Raw genomic sequence first — 17,536 nt, 5'->3', positions numbered from 1 at the left:
TTCCGTGGTCATGCGCCGTCACCCGGCGCTCCTCCCCCGCCAGAGCCGTTCGATCATCGCCGTGGTGCCCCTTGGCCCCAGATAGGCGAGCATCGCCACGAGCCCCATGGCCGCCCGACCGTCGAGATTGAGGTACGAGCTGAGAGCCTCGCCGATGAAGGCCATGGCGACGAGGGCGGGGATCTCCCAGAGGAGCTCGCGGCCGAAGAAGGCGCGGCGGCGGGCGCGGACCTCGCCGGTGTGATACATGAGCCGGCCCATGGCGGCCGCGATCAGCGTGGCGATGGCCCCGCCCCAGAGCGCCGTGATGGTGTCGATCAGTCCCTTTTCCGGCATCGCGCCGCTCCTGTTGTGTGCGCCATGCGCGTATGTCGGCCCGGCCGGGAGCGGCCGGGTCCTGTCATGATGATCGGGAAGGCGGGGGCGCCTCAGGCGGCCGACTGCTTGACGCGCGCCTGCTCGATGAGACTCACAGCGTCACCTGCGCGGCCTCAATGAACAGCCGGTCGGTCTCCTCGGGCGAGAAGCCGAGGAGGAAGGCCAGCGTGTCCATCGTCTCCGATCCCCGGACGAGCGTCGTCGCGCTGCGGATCGCCGCCCGCATTGCCCAGGGGTAGGAGGCGTTGTCTGCGATGGTCATGGCCTGGCCCCACTTCTCCTCGCCGATCACGATCATGGCCTGCAGCAGGCTGATCTCGGCCGGGATCAGGTCGCGCTGCGCCTTGATGTCCCGGGCCTTGATGAGCCTGCTGTAATCGATGGTCGCGTTCGTCATTGCTGCTCTCTTCCTGCTCATGGATCAGCCTTCCGCGGACGGCGGGAGGTAGGGCGGGATCGGGATGTCCTGATCCTCGACCTCGAGGATGCCGGGGTTCGGCAGCGGATTGTCCCCGTAATAGCCGTGGGGGAAGACCACCTCGAACTCGAGGACGCCGTTCACGCGGGTGACGTTGCTGGTGACCCAGGTATTGTCCATGGCGTCCCAGGGCAGCACGTCTCCCTCCTCGACGCCGCTGAAGTCGTAGACCATGTCATTGCAGGTCAGGGTGTCGCCCTGCACGCGGAAGACGGTCAGCTCATACATCCGCCGAAGCGGAACCATGCGAATGCGCATCATGGCGGGTTACCTCCAGCGGCCGATGACGAGAAGATCGACGGTCTGCGTGGCCCCGTAGGACGTCGGCGACAGCAGCATGTAGGCGGCGACGTTCGAGGCCCCCGGCCGGCCGAGGAGCGAGATCACCGAGCCACCCCGGCAGCCGCCGGTCACGCAATGGCCGTTCAGGGCCGCGCTCACGAACTCGACGGGCAGCGTCACCGTCTGCCATTCGGTGCGATAGAGCGAGCCCTGCGCAATGGTCGGACCCGGGACCCCTGTCTGGACCAGGCGGCAAAGCTGCGTCCCATCCGCAAAGCGGACATACTCGGCGCCAGCCGTCTCTCCCTTTTCGATGATGCCGCCGCGCGGGAAGCCGGAGGACCAGCTGACGGCGCCCACGATGTTGCGCTGGTCGTAGGTGAGGAACCAGTCGCCCCAGCTGGTATCCTTGTAACGGCACCAGCGCCCGGTATCGCTGGCCGTCTGGGGATAGGCGATCTGCACCGCCCGCGCGGCCCCGTGCTGGATGTGCTGCAGGGTGCCGACGCCCATGCCGGCGGGACGGTTCAGCGTGGCGCTTGTGACCTGATAGAAGCCCGTCGTCCCGATCTGGTCCGCGTCGTTGCCCGGGATCGGGCGCGCCGTGCCGCCGAGGCCATAGTCTCCGACCTTCAGGAGGCGCCCGGGCGTGGTGTCGAGATCGCCCTGGGTCACGGCCGTGCCGGAGAGGAGCCCCTGCAGCTGCATGCCCGACGGCGTGAACCGCGCCCGTTCCGTCCCCTGGCAGGAGACGCCGAGCTCGTTCTCGGCCGCGAGGAAGAAGCCCGTGTTCGAGCCCACCTCGCCGTTGAAGGTGAGGCCGGGGAAGGTCGGCGTAGCGGCGGCCTTCCGGGTAATCTTTCGCCTCGACCAGTCCGAGGGTGAGCAACCTCGGCCGCAGATCGGACACCTCAGGCGGGTGCGTGGCGCCGACCGGAAGGGCCTTGATAGTCAGCAGGGCCGCGCGCAACGCGGTCGCCTCATCGCGTGTCATCTTATTGCCTCCATGGGATCAAGCGGGCCGGGGAACCGGCCTGCGCCAGACGATGCGGAAGCTCGAGATCAGCGTGCCCACGGCCTGCTCGCCTTCGGTGTTGAGCGTGACCGTCACCTCCTCGGGCAGACAGACGATGGCCGCCTGCTGGAACGCCCGGCAGATGGCGCCCTCGACGGCATCCGCATCCGCGTCGAGGAGATCCTCGAGATCGTCGCGGCCGAGCCGCTTCACGCCCACCTGCAGGACGGTCGCGCGCTCGAAGTTGGAGAGCGTGGCCTGCGTCGCCCGCTCGACCGGCGTCACCACCATGAGGAGCGGCAGGCGGCCTGCGTCGGGGCGCGCCTCCCAGGCGGAGATCTGCGAGAAGCCGCCCATGCGCGGATCGGCGGCGAGCGCCGCGCGCGCGATCTGGCGGAAGCGGATGCGCCCGGTCATGGCGCGACCTTCCGCAGGGTGCAGCGCGTGAGCGCGTCGGCCGCCGGGGTCGCAGGCGGCCAGATCTCGTCCACCTCATAGATCCGGCCGTCCGCCAGCCGGATCCGGTCCCGCCGCGCGAGCTCGGGAACCAGATCGCGGCGCACGCGCCAGGTGGGCGCCCTGACGAGCACGATCCGGCCCTCGGGATCCTCGGCCTCGACCTGCTCCTCGCGGAAGATCGAGGGCACGTCGCGCGCGGGCCCGCCCTGCGGCGCGGGAGGAAGAGGATGCGAGCACGGGGAGCGGGTCTGCCCCCCGTCTTGCATGCGCCGGGTCAGGCCCGGCGGCTGGCGGCCTGCGCTTCGGCGGTGCGGCGCGCGGCGGCAAGGAGCGGGCTTTCCTTCGGCCCGGCGGCAGCAGTCGGGGCATGGGCCACGAGGTCGGCCCCGTCGCCCCGGGCCGCCAGCCCGTCGAGCACGGTGCGGCGGAGGGCGGCAGCCGAGAGACCGCGGCGCATCGCGTCGGCCACGTCGACGGTCAGGCCGAGCCGGACCGCCTGCTGGCCGATCTCGATCAGTTCGGCGGCCTCGGCCACGGCGACATTCGCCACCGCTACGGCGCCGCCGGATCCTTCCGCGGCCTCCAGCGGGGGCGCGTTGCCCTCGGCGTCCGTACCTCGCGCGGCGCCGGTCGTGGTCTCGTCGGTCATGGTCGGGGTCTCCTTGGCTGCGGCCGGCGCGCCGGCCCGGGGGGATGGAAGGTGCGGATGGGACAGTTCGGCGCGGAAGGCGGCGAAGGCGCTGCGGAGATCGGAGACCTCGTCGGCGAGCCCCGCGGCCACCGCGGCGGCGCCGTCGAGGACCTGCGCCTCGGTGGCGAGCGCCTGCTGTCGGGTCAGCCGCGCGCCGCGGCCCGCCGCGACCGTCTCGGCGAAGAGCCCGCGCGAGGCCTCGACGCGGGCCTGCAGGTCGGCGCGCACCCCCTCGGGCAGGGCCTCGTAGGGATTGCCGTCGACCTTGTGCCGACCGGCATGGATCAGCGTGACCGCGACGCCGCGGTCGGCCATGGCCTGCGAGAAGTCGGCATGCACGAGGAGCACGCCGATGCTGCCCACGGCGCCGGTGCGCGGCAGCACGATCCGCTCGGCCTGGCTCGCAATCGCATAGGCCGCCGATAGGGCCGCCTCGGCCACGAAGGCGCGCACCGGCTTCACCGCCCGCGCGGCCCGGATCGTGTCGGCCAGATCGAAGAGGCCCGCCACCTCGCCGCCATAACTGTCGATCTCGAGCGCGATGCCGCGCACGGACGGATCGGCCACGGCCGCGGTGATCTGCGCCATCAGCCCCTCGTAGGAAGTCGTCCCCGAGGACTGGCCGATCCAGCCGCCGCGGTGAACGAGCGTGCCGGTGACTTCGATCACCGCGACGCCGCCCTCCACACGGTAGAGCGGCCGGCCCGCCTCCCGCCGGGCGTCGCCCGCATCGTCGAGGAGCACCGAGGCCCGCGGGGCGATCCGCCCGGCCTCGGCCACGCGGTCGGGCGCGAGCTCCTCGAGCCCGCGCAGCTCGAGCGCCCCGTTCACGAGCCGGGGCCCGAGGCCTGCGAGGAAGGCCGCGCCCTTCACGGGATCGACCAGAAGCGGCGTGCCGAACACCCGGCCCGCGATCATCGGATAGTTCATGGCTCTGCCCTCCTGCCGGCGTCGCGGTCCGCCGCGCGTCCGTCGTCGTCCTCTTCGTCCTCCTCGTCGGCGCGCGCCCCGTCCTGCGTCGGAGGCGCGGAGGAGCCCTGCCCGCTGCGGCGGAAGTCGAGCCCGAACCGCCCCTCACGCTTGCGGTCGGCGGCGATCTGGCGGTCGACCTCCTCGGCGTCGTAGCCGCGCTCTCCGATCGCCTGCGACCGGCTCTTGAGGCCCGCGCCGATCTCCTCGATCTCGGCGCGGATGTCCTTCAGCGGATCGACCCATTGCCACTTCGGCGGCAGCCACTCGCAGGCGAGATAGTCCCGCCGCCGCCGCTCGTAGCCCGGCAACCGCACCGCTCCCGTCAGCACCGCGAGATCGGTGAAGCGCGCCCAGACCGGGCGGCAGAGCTGATAGACGAGGACCGAATGCTGGAAGGCCTCGACCCGGCGGCGGAACTCCATGAGGGCGGTGCGGGCATTCGAGTAGTTCGCCTTCACCATGTCCTGCGAGAGGTGGGCATAGGGGATCCCGAGGGCGGCCGAGACCTGCAGGAGCGTGCGGTACTGGAACGGCTCGTAGGTCGCGCCCGAATCCGCGGGATCGGCCACCTTCATGTCCTCGCCGGGGTCGAGACGCACGATCTGCCCCGGCGCCACCTGATCGCCCAGCTCGCCCTCGAGCGGCGCCGCATCCGGATCGTTCGAGGTGATGAACATCGCATACATGGCCGCGACCTTCTTCCGGTCAAGCTCGGCATCGTCGTACTGATCGAGCAGGAAGAGCTTCACGATGGCGGGCGCGAAGCGCGAGACGCCGCGGAGCTGCCGCCCGGCGCCGTGAAGGTTGATCGCTCGACCAAGTGGGGCAACCCGTTTGTGGTCAACCACCCGGGCAGCGCGCTGGAAAAGCCGATGGACCCGGCGCTTGCCGTCCAGTCGTTTCGGATGCTGCTCGAGAAGGAAGGCTGCTGGTCACCAGCTCCCTTGCCGTGGCCGAAGGGGAAGATCCCGGCGCAATGGACCACCGTTGAGGATGTGATCCGCGAACTGCGCGGCAAAGACCTCGCCTGCTGGTGCCAGCCTGGTGCGCCGTGTCATGCCGACGTGCTGCTGGAGATCGCCAATGGCTGATCCATGGGTGATTTGTCCGGCTTTTGATTCAATCGAAAGTGGTAGCGTTTACTTAACCAATATTGGTGCATACATGCACTATCGAGCAGATAAACTCATCAACTTACTGAACATCCCACTCGCCCCCGCAGGATCGGCAGCACCCGCCTGCGCTACTAGCCTGTGCTTGCGCCCAAGGGCGCGAGGGGTCATCCGCGCCGGACATGTAAGACGTGTAGGTCGTCCGGCCCCCAGGCATAGCAGCCTCCTCACATCCGCGCGCAACGTGTCGCCTGCCGCCTTGCGGTATCTGCCGGAGGTGCAGCATGGCTGACACCCTCCGCATCCTGATCGGCTGCGAGGCCTCGGGCGTGATGCGTCGGGCCTTCGCCACCCGTGGACATGACGTCTGGTCCTGCGACCTGCTGCCGGCCGAGGATCGCTCGAATCGTCACATCGTGGGCGATGTGCGGGACCATCTGGCGGATGGCTGGGATCTGCTGATAGTGGCGCACCCGCCCTGCACGCGGCTCTGCAACAGCGGCGTCCGGTGGCTGCACGAGCCCTCGAAGCGCCTGCCCGAGACCTATGCGGCGGCGGAGCGCGAGGCCTACCTGCGCATGAGCCGTGAGGAGCGGCTGGCCTTCCTGTGGGCCGACCTCGACCGCGGCGCAGCGCTGTTCGCGGCCTGCTGGCAGGCGCCGGTGCCGCGCGTGGCGGTCGAGAACCCGGTGATGAACCCGCACGCCCGGGCCCGTCTGCCGGCGGATCTCGCGCGGCCGCAGACGGTGCAGCCCTGGTGGTTCGGCGAGCCCTTCTTCAAGGCGACGAGCTTCTACCTGCGCGGCCTGCCGCGGCTCGCCGCCACCAACCGGCTGACGCCGCCCCGGCCCGGCACCCCCGAGCACAAGCGCTGGTCCGCCGTCCACCGCGCGTCGCCGGGGCCCGACCGCTGGAAATTCCGCAGCCGCACCTTCGAGGGCGTGGCCGAGGCCTGCGCCGACCAGTGGGGCGGGTGGGCCGAAGGGGAGGCCGTGGCGTGATGCATCGGTCCTCGCTATCAGCCGTTGCGGTGCGACGGGGCTGCGACGGGCCCATAGAGCTCAAGGCTCAGTCCATGCAGACCGTGCCCTACTCCCAGAACTGGACGTCCAACGACCCGCAGGTCTTGTTGGAAAAGCTCCCGAAGGCGGTCTCCATCTTCTTCTCGCCGAAGCGGTCCCGCATCCAGAAGCCCATGACCACGGTGTTCCTGCCCTCCTCGTCCACTTCAAGCACGCGTGTCTCGAGGTGCTCGAAGCTGTCAGGGTTGCGCAGCCGGGCCTTGACCGCGCTCACGAACTCCGGGTGCGATCCGTCCTGGGGGTTCAGGCAGTGCGGGGCAAAGCGGCGCTCTGCGGCCTCTTTCGCCTCCGCCTTCTGGCGTTCGGCCTCCGCTGCCTCTGCCTGCTCCCGCTCTGCCGCGATCCGCTCCGGATCCTCAAACACGGTGGCAGACTCGGCGTCCGCGCGATTCTGCTTCCACGCCTGTGGGTCGGTGATGCCGGCGGCCGCAGCGGCCCGCCGGTCAGACCAGCTCTCGAAACCGGCCGCCCGCGCATCGCGCTCGACCTTGAAGAGAGCGGCGGCGGCGATCAGGGCAACCACGGCGGCGAAGATGCCGATGAGCGCGACATTGCCGCCGCGCCGGCGCCGGGTCTTCAGAAAGACGAGGGTGGAGACGGCGATAAGGAACGCCACGCCAAACGCTATGGTGATCGGGTTGAAGACCAGTTCCATACGCACCTCACCGCACCAGCACGGCCCCGTTGTAGCACGCGAACGAGCCGTCTCGTTGTGTCGAGGCGTCGCGCTCCTTCCATGCCGGGCTGAAACGGATCTGGCGGCAGGGAGAGAAGCGGGAGGGCAGGGGACATGACACGATCCGTATTCCGTCAGGTCGACCTGACCCGCGCGATCCGCGCGGCCAAGAATGCCGGCATGGATGTCGGGGCCTGCGAGATCATGCCGGACGGGCGCATCGTGATCCGCGAGAGCACGAAGGCACCGCCGGTCGACGATGCATTCGGAGCATGGAAGGCAAAACGTGAAGGTCGAGTTGAAGGGCGTTCATAGGGTCCGCCGCAAGCTGGCGAGCGGCGAGACCGCCGTCTACCATTATGCCTGGCGCGGTGGCCCGAGGATCGACGCGGCGCCGGGGAGTGCCGAGTTCGTGGCCGCCTACAACGCCGCCCACGCGGCGCGGGACCGGCCCGTGCATCACGATGGCACGCTGCAGGCGCTGATCACGGCTTACCAGAAGACGCCGGCCTTCACCGATCTCGCCGAGGCGACCCGGAAGGGCTACATCCGTCATATCCGCCAGATCGAGGCCGACTTCGGCGACATGCCAGTGCAGGCGCTGGCCGATCCGCGCGTTCGCGGCGAGTTCCTCGACTGGCGCGACCGGCTGGCGCAGAAGAGCAAGCGCAGCGCCGACTATGCCTTCAGCGTCCTCGCCCGGATCCTGTCCTGGGCGCACGACCGGCGGAAGATCCCGGTGAATCCCTGTGAGAAGCCCGGCCGGCTCTATACGGGCTCGCGCGCCGACTCGATCTGGACCGAGGCCCAAATCGCGGCCTTCCTCGCCGTGGCGCCGCGGCCGGTGCGCCTGCCGTTCCTGCTGGCGATCTGGACCGGCCAGCGTCAGGCCGACATCCTCCAGCTGACCTGGACCGCCTACGACGGCCAGGCGATTCGGCTGCGGCAGAGCAAGACCGGCCGGCACATGCTGATCCCGGTGGCCCAGCCGCTGCGCGAGGCGATGGAGGAAGCGAAGGCGCGGCGCAGGACCCTGACCATCTGCGAGACCTCGCGCGGCCAGCCCTGGACCAGCGACGGCTTCAAGACGAGCTTCGGCAAGGCGCAGGCCTCGGCCGGCATCGAGGGCGTGACGTTTCACGATCTGCGGGGGACGGCCGTCACGTTCCTCGCGCTCGCCGGATGCAGCGTGCCGGAGATCGCGGCGCTCACCGGGCACAGTCTCAAGGATGCCGAAGGGATCCTGTCGAAGCACTATCTCGGACGGGATCGTCGCCTCGGAGAATCCGCCGTGGCGAAGCTCGAAAAGCACGGAGTCGGAACGCCCACTGTAAAACGCGCTGTAAAACGGCGCGGACCAGAGGGCGGCGATTCTGTCTAAGTGTTTGGAAACCGATGGTGGCGAGGGGGCGTCTTGGGGAAAGCCCCCACCTTGTTGCAGTCTTGAGATTGTAAGGCGGTGAGGGGCGCGTACCCGGCATCCTCAGTGTGAAAGAGGACGCCAGTGCCAAGGTACCGAGTTTCAGTCAAAGGCGCGTGTTGTAAATTGCGTCTGTTCGCGGTTTAGCCAAGTTGTCCGGGTTCACACAGGTTCAGTGAACCCGGGCGCGTCTCCCAAGTTCGGCACATACGCTAGCCGCCCAGTGCTGACAGGATGCCAGGGTACCAGGGTGCCCTGCCAGAGGAGGCATTCCGCTAAAGCCGCACCTCGGCAACAAGGTGCATCGCCCAGATTCGGGCGTCGGCTTCTCTCCGGCGGATTGCTATAGTGTACCGCTTTCCCGCGGCTCATCTGCGCTAAAGCCGCGAAAAGCGGGGCCGCAGGATGCTGGCGGGAGCGGAGATCTTGCGGCCCCACGCACAACGTTCTGCCAGACAATCGGTCGCACCCTTCAAGGGTGAGATAATGGTAGGATTCCCGTAGCCACCGACGCCGCCCCTAACGGCTTCGTCTGGTCAGGCCGCGGGCTCTCGCCACCGTCAGCCCGCGGCCGCCTTGGCTCCACGGCGGCGGCAACCTGTCTCACCCCGTTTTCGGTAATCTACTTCATCTTGATGAGAGCCGCGGGTGCGCCGACGGGTGCGCCTTCGGTCAGGCCGTGGGGATCTGGTTACGGTTTAGAACCCTGCGGCCGTTCTTTGGCGCTGTCCCTAAACCGCATGGCCGCCGCCGAAGTCGGACTGGGCAGGCCAGCACGGCCGTGCATGCGCCGGGGAAGGTGCTGGAAGAGTAATGCGGCGGTGCTCCACCACTGGAGCATATCCGACTGAACGGGATCAACGGCGTAGAAGCCGAGCGCCCCACGCAGCCGGACTTCAGTGCAACGCTGGACTAAAGGGGATGACCTGCTACCTCACCCGGGTCGCTAGCTCGGTCTCCGCCGGGCAGCGACCGGGCCGCAGGCAGTATTCCCCTCCGCAATGGAGCCTGCGGCCCATCACGGGGCTGCGCTATGACTACCGGCTCTGGCAGAGAACGTCAGGGATGCAGGCGGGAAGCGCCACCGAGATGGAGCGAGAGTGGCGCTGGAGTACGAGCATATCGCACCGCAAAGCCGGTGCGGGAAGCCTCACCTGCGTCCGAGCGCTGTCGGAAGTCAGGAGAGGGTCCGATGGTCCTGGCTCATCAAATCCTCGGCCACGAAGCCTGCGCTCCGGGCGGCGGCGATGAATGAGCGGCGGGCGCTGCCGACCGAACCCACACAATCCATTGCGGCTTCAAGATGATGGATGGCACGCCGTCGCGCGTCATTCTCGACCGGCCATCTACGGCGCAGCCAGTATCTCGCCTGTTCGATGGTCGTGAACTTCTGAACGTCCCCTTCCGGAGACACGACGAAGGACAGGGGTTCCCCCCAGTGAATTTCGATCAAGTCATTTCTTTCGGATAAAGAGAACCGCGCAGCCTGAGAGGCCGCTGCGGTTCGAATGAAAGCGGGCAGCTTCAAGCCGCCCCGCTTTCCGGTCTCAGCAGTCGTCGCTCAGGCGAGAACGAGGTTCGTCGCCGACTCGCGGCCGTTGCGATCGCGCTCGAGGTCGAAGCTCACCGCCTGGCCATCGTCGAGTTGCCGAATGCCAGCGCGCTCAAGCGCGGTCACATGGACGAAAACGTCCTTCGAGCCGCCCGTCGGCGCGATGAAGCCGAACCCTTTAGTTGCGTTGAACCATTTCACGGTGCCATTGGCCATCGTGATCTCTCCTGTCTTGTTCGCCACCCGCGTGATGCGGTGGCCTGGCTCAGTTTCGTCAGAGTCGCAACTGAAGCCGCAAGGAAACAGAAGTTCGAAAGAGGATGCTTAGCCCGGCCCTTATGACAGACATCTTCATTTCGCACAAGCCGTGGTGGAAAAAAAGCTCACTGAAAGAGTGCGGGTCATGGGCGCGTCTTCCCGGCATCGACATACTGGGTCAGAAGCAGCCGTAGTTACCGTCGCTTGCCCGAAGCAGGTCCTTTGAACCGAGGCAGGCGAAGGTCCGCAGCCAGCCCTTTCGCCGACGGCCACATAAGGCGCACCGCAAAACGAGCCCATGCGCTGGAGGGCGGAAAGCGGTCTTCCAGTGCTTCACGTCATGACTTGCGCCCAGTGTAGCGAAACCCTCCCTTGGACGAGGTGTGGCCTTTATTGCCGCAAACGGGCGGCAGGTCTGCCGACGCGGGCGAGGGTCATGCTGAGCCGCAGAAAGATAGTTTGCAGCGATAACAGCAGGTAACACCGTAGACGACCACGTTGAGAAATCCTCAGCTGGTAATCTTGCCTCTCCTGCAATATGTGTACTGTGCATCTTCTGTTTTTCGGACCTGTCCCTTTCGGCTCAGCTTTGAATCTTCAGCTTTGCCGGGCCGCCGCATTTCGCGGGCGGCACCCTTGAAAGGAAAAGTCACGATGGCCAATGGCACCGTGAAATGGTTCAACGCCACCAAAGGTTTCGGTTTCATCGCCCCGGCGCATGGGTCCAAGGACGTGTTTGTCCATGTGACTGCGCTGGAACGCGCCGGGATCCGTCAGCTGAATGACGGTCAGGCCCTGACGTACGACATGGAAACCGACCGCAACGGTCGCGAGTCCGCGACGAACCTCGTCCTTGCCTGAATTTCAGGCCGACAACGAATGCGGGATCGGTTCGACGCCGGACCCGCAATCCCTTGAATGGTGAAGATGCTATCTCGCATATGCCGTTCGTCTTTCATGAAAGATATCTGGTTGATTGAACTTGGCTGGGGCCACCCCTTTCCCTTGTCATTTCTCCTGCGCTTTGAGTGGTCCTGCCCTGTGCATTCCCCCGGAAGGCAGAGCGGCACAGTCTCGACTGCAGCGCTGAGAAAACACAGTGTCGGAGTGGGAGATCTCTCTTCCGGTGCGAGTTGGAAACGTTCTTGTAGTCGGAGTTCATCATGTCTGGTACAATGAGCAGAGCACGGCAGATTGCGGAAACGGCTTTCGATAAAACGCAATCGCAGTTTCTGGATCGCACGCGTGCTTTGCGGGAGCATGATGCGGAGCTATCCGAGCGTGCGGATAAAACCCGCAGACTGAGAATGGCGCGTCTCGAAAGAGAACAGGCAGGGAAGGAAATATCTTCTCTGCCATCAAAACGGCGCGCCAATCCAGTCTGACAGATCCTTGCCGAATTCACACCATCAGCAGAGAACACGGAATGACAAGATTCAAAGAATATTCGGATCGCAGAAGCGATGCGAGCAATGCCAAAGCAGCGCTGCTGGAAAAGTTCAAAAGCGCGACCGCCTCCCCTGATCTGGCCGTAAAGCTGGCTGCACGTGCCGAGGTGGCGCGGGCACGCGACGCACGACGCGCAGCGCGCGAAGCGGAGAAGCTGGAGGAGCTGCAGATCGCGGCCGCCGAGGCTGCCGCAGTTGTCGAGGAAGATGAGCGCCGACAGGCCGCTGAGGCAGCAGAGATTGAAGCGAGCCAGTCGGCTCAGGCCCGACGAATTGCGCTTGTCCTTTCCGATGAAGCCGCCCGAAAAACGGCCCGCGACCTTCGTTATGCGAAGCGGAAAGCGGCACAACTGGTCGCCTGATCCCGATCACTGATGAGGTGCGCCGTCAGATCACGTCTGAATGGCACATCGCCGGTGATTAGCGCCTGAGAACCAGCTCTTAAAGGCCGCGACCCCGCCTCAGGCGGGATCGAGCGGCGGCTATGGGCTGAGCTGAACAGGCTGTGCCAAGCGCTCCTTCCCATGCGCTACGGCTGCTCCTGCGCATGGCAGGCGGCCCAGCGCCACTCGGGCGCCGAAACCTCGGCGCGACCGACCTTGCCATGTTGAAACTCCCGAGCGGCGGCTCTGTAGGCGCTACGTAGCTCCGGCGCGCCCGCCGCTGGCATAATTCCTGACGGGCCGCCCTGCGCAATTTGCCGGAACATCCCTGCATTTAACGCATTAACGCCTTCTGAGAGAGGAGTTTGACATGGGATTCTTGTCGCTTGACGTAACGAGGACCGGCGTAGTGCTGCGCGAGATCAATGAACGCGGGACGCGGATTCTTGAGCGCTTCAACACGCATGATGTGGGGATGCGCCGGGCTCTGATCACGGCACAGCGAGAGCTTGCCCGCGACGCCTCCCTGACTGAGGTGAGGGCAAGTGTTCAGGAGCCCGAGCTGGGGCAACGCCTGAAGCACTGCGTCAGGACGGAAGCGAGCAGCGGCGGCAAGCTGGAGGCGCTCGCGGATTCGCTCTAGGCGCGAAGATCGCTGTCTGCGCATTGCGGTCATAGGGGCGCGGCCGGGTGCCGCGCCCCCGGCGGGCGGGACGCTTAATGCTCGGTTACTTGGAGCAGCTTCGACCGTATAAGTGCGTCGAGCGCTTCGGCCGAGGGCGACAGGCGCTTCAGGGCATCGGGCACTGAAGCGCGGGCATAGGCAGCGACAAACTCAATCGCGACCTCGCGGGTCAGGTCCCGCGCCACCGCCAACCGGGCGGCGGTCATGATTGCGGAATGCAGCGCCTCACGATGCCGGGCCTCGATCTGGATCCCGGCCCAGCGTTGTATGCGCACGGCGACGAGACCGATCGGCGCGGTCAGCACAACGCCCGCGAGATTGAGGAGGCTGGGTGTCAGCGCGGTCAGGAGATCGCTGCCGGTCGCGGCGGCGGCAGGCAACGCGAGCATGGCGACAATCAAGGCCGAGACCGCCATGCGCGCCAGAGTGGCGACCAGCGACATGCCGACGAGCAGCGTGAAGGCGAGCGCGCAAGAGGGCGAGCATCAGGACGAAGGCGGGGGGCGCCGGCGGCGCGATGATGTGGATCATCGAGGGCATTGGCATTCTCCTCTTTCAAAGACGGGCGAACTGGAAATGCATCCAGTCGCGGTTGCAGGCGCGGCCGAGGCTGGTGGCGCCGGCGGCTTCGACGATGGTCCAGAAGGGCTCGTAGGCAGGCGCGGCGAAGCTCGCCCGGTCGCGGCCCCAGCGGAGCGGGTTGCGCTCGGGGTCGAGGTCGACCGCGATCCCCCAGGCATGCATCGAGAGAGCCGAGCCGCCTCGCATGGGCCGGTGGTTGAAGCAGCCGCCGAAGAGGTTCAGCCGCAGCCGCTCGAACTGGACGGCGCCGTAGTGGGCGACCGCCTCCCGGAAGATCCGCGTCATCGGTGCCGCCACCAGCCTGTGGCAGCGGAAGCTCGTGATGCTCGTGTCGAGATCCTAGGCCAAGCGGAACGGGATCGGCAGTTCGGCGATCCCGGCGGTGCAGTCCGGACCGCCCGCCACGCCGTAGAAGGTCGCGACAGACTCCTGCCGGGGATATCCGAACAGGCAACGCGGGGAATTCAGTGCGCACCACTCGCCATTTGCCTTCGCATTCTCGTAGCGAACGCTGGGATGGCGACAAGTCGGTTCATCCCCACACGGGAGGGGAACGTGCACTTGGGCCGCACACATTCGCGCGGCGTCAGGGCGTCACCTCGCGTTGGGGAACGGCGGGCATTCATCCGGCGTCGTCGGCTTCACCTGGGGCGGCTGGATGACCGGCGGAACGTCGCACGAACGGGCGGTGGCGATGTTTCGCAAGACTGTCGTCGCGTCCATGGTGCCCGTCCGCCTTGATATGGCGCGCTCCGACCCGGTGCGGGCGGACAAGCTGGCGAAGATCCAGGCCGCCTCGACCTATGAGCGACGTGACGTGCTCATGGGGCGGGTTGGGCGACCATGCCGGGCACCGATGGCCCTGACCGGGATATCGCGCAGGCCTGCCTCTCGGACATCGAACTCTGAGGGACTGCGGGAGGTCCCGAACTTGGTCATGGAGTGGTATCGACTGATCGTGGACCGGGGGGTGAAATGGTCTCAGCCTATGCCCGGCCGCGTAAGGGTCCGTTCCGAGCCGAGAAGTTGCGCGATCATGGCGACTTCGGCAATGCCTCCGGAGCAGCAAGCGGATGGCTGCAACAGTCCGGATGGCGTTGCGGGCACGGCTGACGTTTGTCCCGCAAATGCAGGATCGAAACGGACCGCCTCAGTCCGAGGAGTGGGTGGGATCGATTGAAGCGCCCGCCCGAGAGCTTTCCGCCGAGGCGATCCTCCCATCCGCACGGCACGCAGAATGCGCGCAAGCGATTGTCCGCCATGGCCCTGAACCTGATATCTTCCGGCAGGCCAAAGATGGTGTGCTCTGGGCGGATGATGGCCCCGAGAGATGTCGCAGGAAAAGGGCTGGCCCATCGTGACGATGCGCCAGCCCTGCCGTTCAACACGCTTGCTTTTTAAATGTCTTGGTCAAATGGCAATGGGCAGCCTGCATCCGTGCCGGCTATCTGCGGCGGACCGAATTGCCACCGGCAAGGATGCTGTTGATCAGTGCGGCGACGGCCGCGTGAAGCTCGGCCTTGCCGTCCACTCCCGGATCGTTCGCGTGGGCGGCAGCGGCGTCCTGAAGGATGCCCACGATTTCACTCTCGGGCAGCACGTTCCGATCGTTCAGCGCCAGAAGCAGCGACTCGCAGATCGCCAGGGCTGCCGTTCCGGCGACATCTGTAGGAGTTCTGGACATGAAGACCCTTCCGGGTGTCTTCTCCGGGCGGAAACTGCCTCGGCGAGTGGACACGGGCCATATTCACAGTTTTGCCAACGACGATGCTGATCCAGAGCAGCATCCGGGATTCACTGCTGGTTAATTTATCATGATGGCCGGCTTTCGTCCGGAGCCTGCCAAGGACGAGGGGCGCTGATGCGGGGCCATGACACTCCACTTGTGCGAAAGCTGAATGCCTTCGTCGCATTGTCCGAGACCGAGCTGGAGCTTCTCGGCAGGATGCACGGCCGCCGCCGCAGTTTCCCGAGGGGGCGCGACATTGTTCACGAGGGACAAGTCAAGCGCTCGGCCTATGTGCTCGCCTCGGGCTGGGTCTGCTCCTACAAGACCTTGGCAGGGGGCGGCCGGCAGATCGTGGATTTTCAGGTGCCAGGGGATTTTCTCGGGCTGCGGTCGCTCCTGTTCCGCACCGCCGATCACAACATCGAGCCGGTAACGCGGGTGGAAGCCTCCGAGGTCTTGATCGCCGACCTTCTTGACGGCTTCGCCCACTCCCCGCGGCTGGCCACCGCCATCCTGTGGGCCGCTTCGCGCGACGAAGCAATGGTGGTCGAACATCTGGTCAGCCTCGGGCGCCGGAACGCGCAGGAGCGCACGGCGCATTTCCTTCTGGAACTCGGTGCACGCCTGACGCTCGTGGGGATGGGGACGGCGGACGGTTATGCCTGCCCGCTCTCGCAGTATCTGCTTGCGGATGCGCTGGGGCTGACCGCTGTCCACATCAACCGCGTCCTGCGCGAGTTGCGCGAGGCGGGCTTGGTGAGCTTCCAGAAAGGGCAGGTGGAATTCCATGACCTTGCCGGTCTGGTCGCACTCGCCGACTTTGACCTTGCCTATCTGGATCATGCAGGACCGCTGCTGAAATGATCCGACCGCCCCACGCTTTGTCGGGAGCGAGGAGGGCGAACAGCTCGACGCTGCCCCGTCCTGACGCTCGCTGGTCTGCCGCGATGCCGCGAGCCTGCTTTGATCTGCATCCGTTCGCCGCATGTGCGGTGGATGTCCCGCGGCCGAGATGCCAGGCCGAGGAGAACCGCGCCGATCAAGGCCCCGTAGATGCCGGGCTTGAGCCATTCGGGAGAGTTCATTTCAAGTCCTCCGGCGGAGAAAGCGCCGCCTCGCTGTCATCCTCACGCGGTGCCTTATCCCGGCTCGGCGCCGCCTCAGGATCGCGCACGGCCATGGATGTGCATCTCGGTTCGTCCGACCTGGTGGTCCCTGTCAGGTGGGTCGCCGTCCGCCTCCAGACCTCGAAACTGAACCCGTGAAGAAGCTCGTCCTCCACCAAGATCTTGTCACTCCCCGGAGGCACTTCGTCGGTAAGTCCCGGCACGGGAGATGGACTGCCAAATCTCACCACAGACGGCGCTGATCGCCTGTTCATCGCAGACCTCCGCCACGGTCGCTTCTACGATCTCCAGCGGCTTCCGAGCCGTGTCACATCAGGCCCCTTATGATCTCTTACCTCGGAAAGAGCTGGTGGGCCCCTGATGCAGATTAGCGTCGGGTCGGCGCGCGGCCCCCACTCTGGCGCCTCTAGCCCGGGAAACAGGCGGTTTGACTGAACTGGATAAGCGCGCCAGGCACGGTATGCACGCGATGTCGGAGACATCAGGCAGGTCATTGACCGACCTCACTGTCGAACCGACCGTTTCCGGAAAGTCGCAGCGAGAGACACAGCCTTGGTCAAGGAGCCGGATGTCGATGACAAAAACATATATTCTCAACCCGAACCCACCTGAGTTCGAGCGCTTCCTCTACGCCTCCGTTGGCAAGGATCAGGGAGGCGGGGCGGTGACAGTTCTGTCAGCGTTGGCGCGTCTGAATCTAGATCCGTGGGTGGAGGCGGCAGACCTTGCCAACCTGAGCCGGGAGAGAGCTGCCACCCGCCTTGGCCTGTTGCTCGGTCGCGGTCTCCATGGAACGGCACCGGGGCAGGACCATGGCGCACTCGGTTGGGAGCTGACCCGTCTCCTTCCCGAAGGAGCAGGTACCATCGTGAAGGCCGGTCCCGTTTCTTCTGGTGCATTCTGGGTGATCCTCGGGGCCATCGTCATCCTGGTACTGATGATACTCGGCGGGTGGTGGGGGTCAGCCACCTGAACCCTTCTCCGGCGCCGACCTTCCTCCCGCGCTCAGTCCGAAGGTGTCGCATCATTGGGTCGTCGATATTCCGGGGTTATCATCTCCCGGCAAGACAGGCGCCGGTGGGCGCAGCAAGCAGAGCATTTGACTGTCGGGCGACGGGATGTCTTCGCCTGGATCAGCTTTGCGCCCCACCTCGGGCTTGTGCGCGCCGACGGCGGATCTGCTGGCTCCTGCCCCGCTCGCCCGATG

Annotated in this window: 20 protein-coding genes and 3 pseudogenes; 9 read left to right on the top strand and 14 right to left on the bottom strand. The window is 66.3% G+C overall.

Features of this window, described 5'->3' with window-relative positions:
• Positions 1 to 18: 18 nt before the first annotated feature.
• The 8 genes and pseudogenes from RSP_RS18885 to RSP_RS18850 all read right to left on the bottom strand — a co-directional run.
• Positions 19 to 336: a phage holin family protein gene (locus tag RSP_RS18885; protein ID WP_011339485.1), complete on the bottom strand. Its 318-nt coding sequence runs from the start codon at positions 334 to 336 to the stop codon at positions 19 to 21.
• 133 nt (positions 337 to 469) lie between these two features.
• Positions 470 to 796 carry a hypothetical protein gene (locus RSP_RS18880; protein ID WP_011339484.1) on the bottom strand — a complete coding sequence of 109 codons (327 nt, stop codon included), beginning with the start codon at positions 794 to 796 and terminating at the stop codon, positions 470 to 472.
• 3 nt (positions 797 to 799) lie between these two features.
• On the bottom strand, positions 800 to 1,117 hold the full coding sequence (locus RSP_RS18875) for a hypothetical protein (RefSeq protein ID WP_017140410.1): 318 nt from the start codon (positions 1,115 to 1,117) through the stop codon (positions 800 to 802).
• Positions 1,118 to 1,123: 6 nt separating this feature from the next.
• Positions 1,124 to 1,939 carry a pyocin knob domain-containing protein gene (locus RSP_RS18870; protein WP_011339482.1) on the bottom strand — a complete coding sequence of 272 codons (816 nt, stop codon included), beginning with the start codon at positions 1,937 to 1,939 and terminating at the stop codon, positions 1,124 to 1,126.
• A 211-nt stretch (positions 1,940 to 2,150) separates the two neighbouring features.
• Positions 2,151 to 2,570 carry a hypothetical protein gene (locus tag RSP_RS18865; protein ID WP_011339481.1) on the bottom strand — a complete coding sequence of 140 codons (420 nt, stop codon included), beginning with the start codon at positions 2,568 to 2,570 and terminating at the stop codon, positions 2,151 to 2,153.
• The gene (locus RSP_RS18860; RefSeq protein WP_011339480.1) at positions 2,567 to 2,878 is read right to left on the bottom strand and encodes a head-tail joining protein; all 312 of its coding nucleotides are present in this window, start codon (positions 2,876 to 2,878) and stop codon (positions 2,567 to 2,569) included. The genes RSP_RS18865 and RSP_RS18860 overlap by 4 nt, the downstream gene beginning before the upstream one ends.
• Positions 2,879 to 2,886: 8 nt before the next feature.
• Complete coding sequence (locus RSP_RS18855) at positions 2,887 to 4,233, bottom strand: S49 family peptidase (RefSeq protein WP_011339479.1); 1,347 nt, start codon at positions 4,231 to 4,233, stop codon at positions 2,887 to 2,889.
• Positions 4,230 to 5,060 (bottom strand): annotated as a pseudogene (locus RSP_RS18850) (phage portal protein); the annotation flags it as partial. The pseudogene RSP_RS18850 and the gene RSP_RS18855, both read right to left, overlap by 4 nt.
• Before the next feature lie 12 nt (positions 5,061 to 5,072).
• Between RSP_RS18850 and RSP_RS18845 the strand changes: the two are divergent.
• Positions 5,073 to 5,366, top strand: a complete 294-nt coding sequence (locus RSP_RS18845; RefSeq protein ID WP_236848524.1) for a DUF4326 domain-containing protein — start codon at positions 5,073 to 5,075, stop codon at positions 5,364 to 5,366.
• 305 nt (positions 5,367 to 5,671) lie between these two features.
• Positions 5,672 to 6,388, top strand: a complete 717-nt coding sequence (locus RSP_RS18840) for a hypothetical protein (protein ID WP_011339478.1) — start codon at positions 5,672 to 5,674, stop codon at positions 6,386 to 6,388.
• Positions 6,389 to 6,476: 88 nt separating this feature from the next.
• Here RSP_RS18840 and RSP_RS18835 read toward each other — a convergent pair whose 3' ends face one another.
• Positions 6,477 to 7,124 carry a hypothetical protein gene (locus RSP_RS18835; RefSeq protein ID WP_011339477.1) on the bottom strand — a complete coding sequence of 216 codons (648 nt, stop codon included), beginning with the start codon at positions 7,122 to 7,124 and terminating at the stop codon, positions 6,477 to 6,479.
• Between the two features lie 135 nt (positions 7,125 to 7,259).
• Here RSP_RS18835 and RSP_RS18830 point away from each other — a divergent pair, with 135 nt between their 5' ends.
• Both RSP_RS18830 and RSP_RS18825 read left to right on the top strand, forming a co-directional pair.
• Positions 7,260 to 7,460: a hypothetical protein gene (locus RSP_RS18830; protein ID WP_023004235.1), complete on the top strand. Its 201-nt coding sequence runs from the start codon at positions 7,260 to 7,262 to the stop codon at positions 7,458 to 7,460.
• Positions 7,405 to 8,526, top strand: a complete 1,122-nt coding sequence (locus RSP_RS18825) for a tyrosine-type recombinase/integrase (RefSeq protein ID WP_011339476.1) — start codon at positions 7,405 to 7,407, stop codon at positions 8,524 to 8,526. The genes RSP_RS18830 and RSP_RS18825 overlap by 56 nt, the downstream gene beginning before the upstream one ends.
• 1,216 nt (positions 8,527 to 9,742) lie before the next feature.
• Here RSP_RS18825 and RSP_RS18820 read toward each other — a convergent pair.
• Together RSP_RS18820 and RSP_RS18815 are read right to left on the bottom strand one after the other, a co-directional pair.
• Positions 9,743 to 10,093, bottom strand: a complete 351-nt coding sequence (locus RSP_RS18820) for a DUF982 domain-containing protein (RefSeq protein WP_011339475.1) — start codon at positions 10,091 to 10,093, stop codon at positions 9,743 to 9,745.
• Between the two features lie 33 nt (positions 10,094 to 10,126).
• Positions 10,127 to 10,333, bottom strand: coding sequence for a cold-shock protein (locus RSP_RS18815; protein WP_017140407.1), 207 nt, complete (start codon positions 10,331 to 10,333; stop codon positions 10,127 to 10,129).
• Between the two features lie 696 nt (positions 10,334 to 11,029).
• On the opposite strand from RSP_RS18815, the gene RSP_RS18810 reads away from it, so the two are divergent.
• The 3 genes from RSP_RS18810 (at position 11,030) to RSP_RS18800 (ending at position 12,849) form a co-directional block, all read left to right on the top strand.
• Positions 11,030 to 11,236 (top strand): cold-shock protein, encoded by a 207-nt coding sequence (locus RSP_RS18810; protein ID WP_011339473.1) that lies wholly within the window; start codon positions 11,030 to 11,032, stop codon positions 11,234 to 11,236.
• Positions 11,237 to 11,801: 565 nt separating this feature from the next.
• Positions 11,802 to 12,185: a DUF6481 family protein gene (locus RSP_RS18805; RefSeq protein WP_023004232.1), complete on the top strand. Its 384-nt coding sequence runs from the start codon at positions 11,802 to 11,804 to the stop codon at positions 12,183 to 12,185.
• A gap of 391 nt (positions 12,186 to 12,576) precedes the next feature.
• Positions 12,577 to 12,849, top strand: coding sequence for a hypothetical protein (locus tag RSP_RS18800; RefSeq protein ID WP_017140406.1), 273 nt, complete (start codon positions 12,577 to 12,579; stop codon positions 12,847 to 12,849).
• A 74-nt stretch (positions 12,850 to 12,923) separates the two neighbouring features.
• Here RSP_RS18800 and RSP_RS18795 read toward each other — a convergent pair.
• The 3 genes and pseudogenes from RSP_RS18795 to RSP_RS18785 all read right to left on the bottom strand — a co-directional run bounded on the left by RSP_RS18795 (position 12,924) and on the right by RSP_RS18785 (position 15,157).
• Positions 12,924 to 13,431: pseudogene (locus tag RSP_RS18795) on the bottom strand (hypothetical protein).
• A gap of 15 nt (positions 13,432 to 13,446) precedes the next feature.
• A pseudogene (locus RSP_RS18790) lies at positions 13,447 to 13,914 on the bottom strand (M15 family metallopeptidase); the annotation flags it as partial.
• A gap of 1,003 nt (positions 13,915 to 14,917) precedes the next feature.
• Positions 14,918 to 15,157: a hypothetical protein gene (locus RSP_RS18785; protein WP_011339468.1), complete on the bottom strand. Its 240-nt coding sequence runs from the start codon at positions 15,155 to 15,157 to the stop codon at positions 14,918 to 14,920.
• 177 nt (positions 15,158 to 15,334) lie between these two features.
• Here RSP_RS18785 and RSP_RS18780 point away from each other — a divergent pair, with 177 nt between their 5' ends.
• Both RSP_RS18780 and RSP_RS18775 read left to right on the top strand, forming a co-directional pair.
• Positions 15,335 to 16,066, top strand: a complete 732-nt coding sequence (locus RSP_RS18780; protein WP_011339467.1) for a Crp/Fnr family transcriptional regulator — start codon at positions 15,335 to 15,337, stop codon at positions 16,064 to 16,066.
• Between the two features lie 831 nt (positions 16,067 to 16,897).
• Positions 16,898 to 17,302: a hypothetical protein gene (locus tag RSP_RS18775; RefSeq protein ID WP_160384127.1), complete on the top strand. Its 405-nt coding sequence runs from the start codon at positions 16,898 to 16,900 to the stop codon at positions 17,300 to 17,302.
• Positions 17,303 to 17,536 lie beyond the last annotated feature (234 nt).

Origin of the sequence: Cereibacter sphaeroides 2.4.1, assembly GCF_000012905.2 — a bacterium.
Lineage (GTDB): Bacteria > Pseudomonadota > Alphaproteobacteria > Rhodobacterales > Rhodobacteraceae > Cereibacter_A > Cereibacter_A sphaeroides.
This window is presented reverse-complemented; position numbering and strand designations above follow the sequence as displayed.

Excerpts from the sequence above, each read along its gene's own strand:
- RSP_RS18855 (WP_011339479.1), bottom strand. The coding sequence starts at position 4,233 with ATGAACTATCCGATGATCGCGGGCCGGGTGTTCGGCACGCCGCTTCTG.
- RSP_RS18800 (WP_017140406.1), top strand. The coding sequence starts at position 12,577 with ATGGGATTCTTGTCGCTTGACGTAACGAGGACCGGCGTAGTGCTGCGC.
- RSP_RS18835 (WP_011339477.1), bottom strand. The coding sequence starts at position 7,124 with ATGGAACTGGTCTTCAACCCGATCACCATAGCGTTTGGCGTGGCGTTC.
- RSP_RS18875 (WP_017140410.1), bottom strand. The coding sequence starts at position 1,117 with ATGATGCGCATTCGCATGGTTCCGCTTCGGCGGATGTATGAGCTGACC.
- RSP_RS18885 (WP_011339485.1), bottom strand. The coding sequence starts at position 336 with ATGCCGGAAAAGGGACTGATCGACACCATCACGGCGCTCTGGGGCGGG.
- RSP_RS18865 (WP_011339481.1), bottom strand. The coding sequence starts at position 2,570 with ATGACCGGGCGCATCCGCTTCCGCCAGATCGCGCGCGCGGCGCTCGCC.
- RSP_RS18880 (WP_011339484.1), bottom strand. The coding sequence starts at position 796 with ATGAGCAGGAAGAGAGCAGCAATGACGAACGCGACCATCGATTACAGC.
- RSP_RS18840 (WP_011339478.1), top strand. The coding sequence starts at position 5,672 with ATGGCTGACACCCTCCGCATCCTGATCGGCTGCGAGGCCTCGGGCGTG.
- RSP_RS18825 (WP_011339476.1), top strand. The coding sequence starts at position 7,405 with ATGCATTCGGAGCATGGAAGGCAAAACGTGAAGGTCGAGTTGAAGGGC.
- RSP_RS18805 (WP_023004232.1), top strand. The coding sequence starts at position 11,802 with ATGACAAGATTCAAAGAATATTCGGATCGCAGAAGCGATGCGAGCAAT.
- RSP_RS18830 (WP_023004235.1), top strand. The coding sequence starts at position 7,260 with ATGACACGATCCGTATTCCGTCAGGTCGACCTGACCCGCGCGATCCGC.
- RSP_RS18860 (WP_011339480.1), bottom strand. The coding sequence starts at position 2,878 with ATGCAAGACGGGGGGCAGACCCGCTCCCCGTGCTCGCATCCTCTTCCT.
- RSP_RS18810 (WP_011339473.1), top strand. The coding sequence starts at position 11,030 with ATGGCCAATGGCACCGTGAAATGGTTCAACGCCACCAAAGGTTTCGGT.
- RSP_RS18780 (WP_011339467.1), top strand. The coding sequence starts at position 15,335 with ATGCGGGGCCATGACACTCCACTTGTGCGAAAGCTGAATGCCTTCGTC.
- RSP_RS18775 (WP_160384127.1), top strand. The coding sequence starts at position 16,898 with ATGTCGATGACAAAAACATATATTCTCAACCCGAACCCACCTGAGTTC.
- RSP_RS18785 (WP_011339468.1), bottom strand. The coding sequence starts at position 15,157 with ATGTCCAGAACTCCTACAGATGTCGCCGGAACGGCAGCCCTGGCGATC.
- RSP_RS18815 (WP_017140407.1), bottom strand. The coding sequence starts at position 10,333 with ATGGCCAATGGCACCGTGAAATGGTTCAACGCAACTAAAGGGTTCGGC.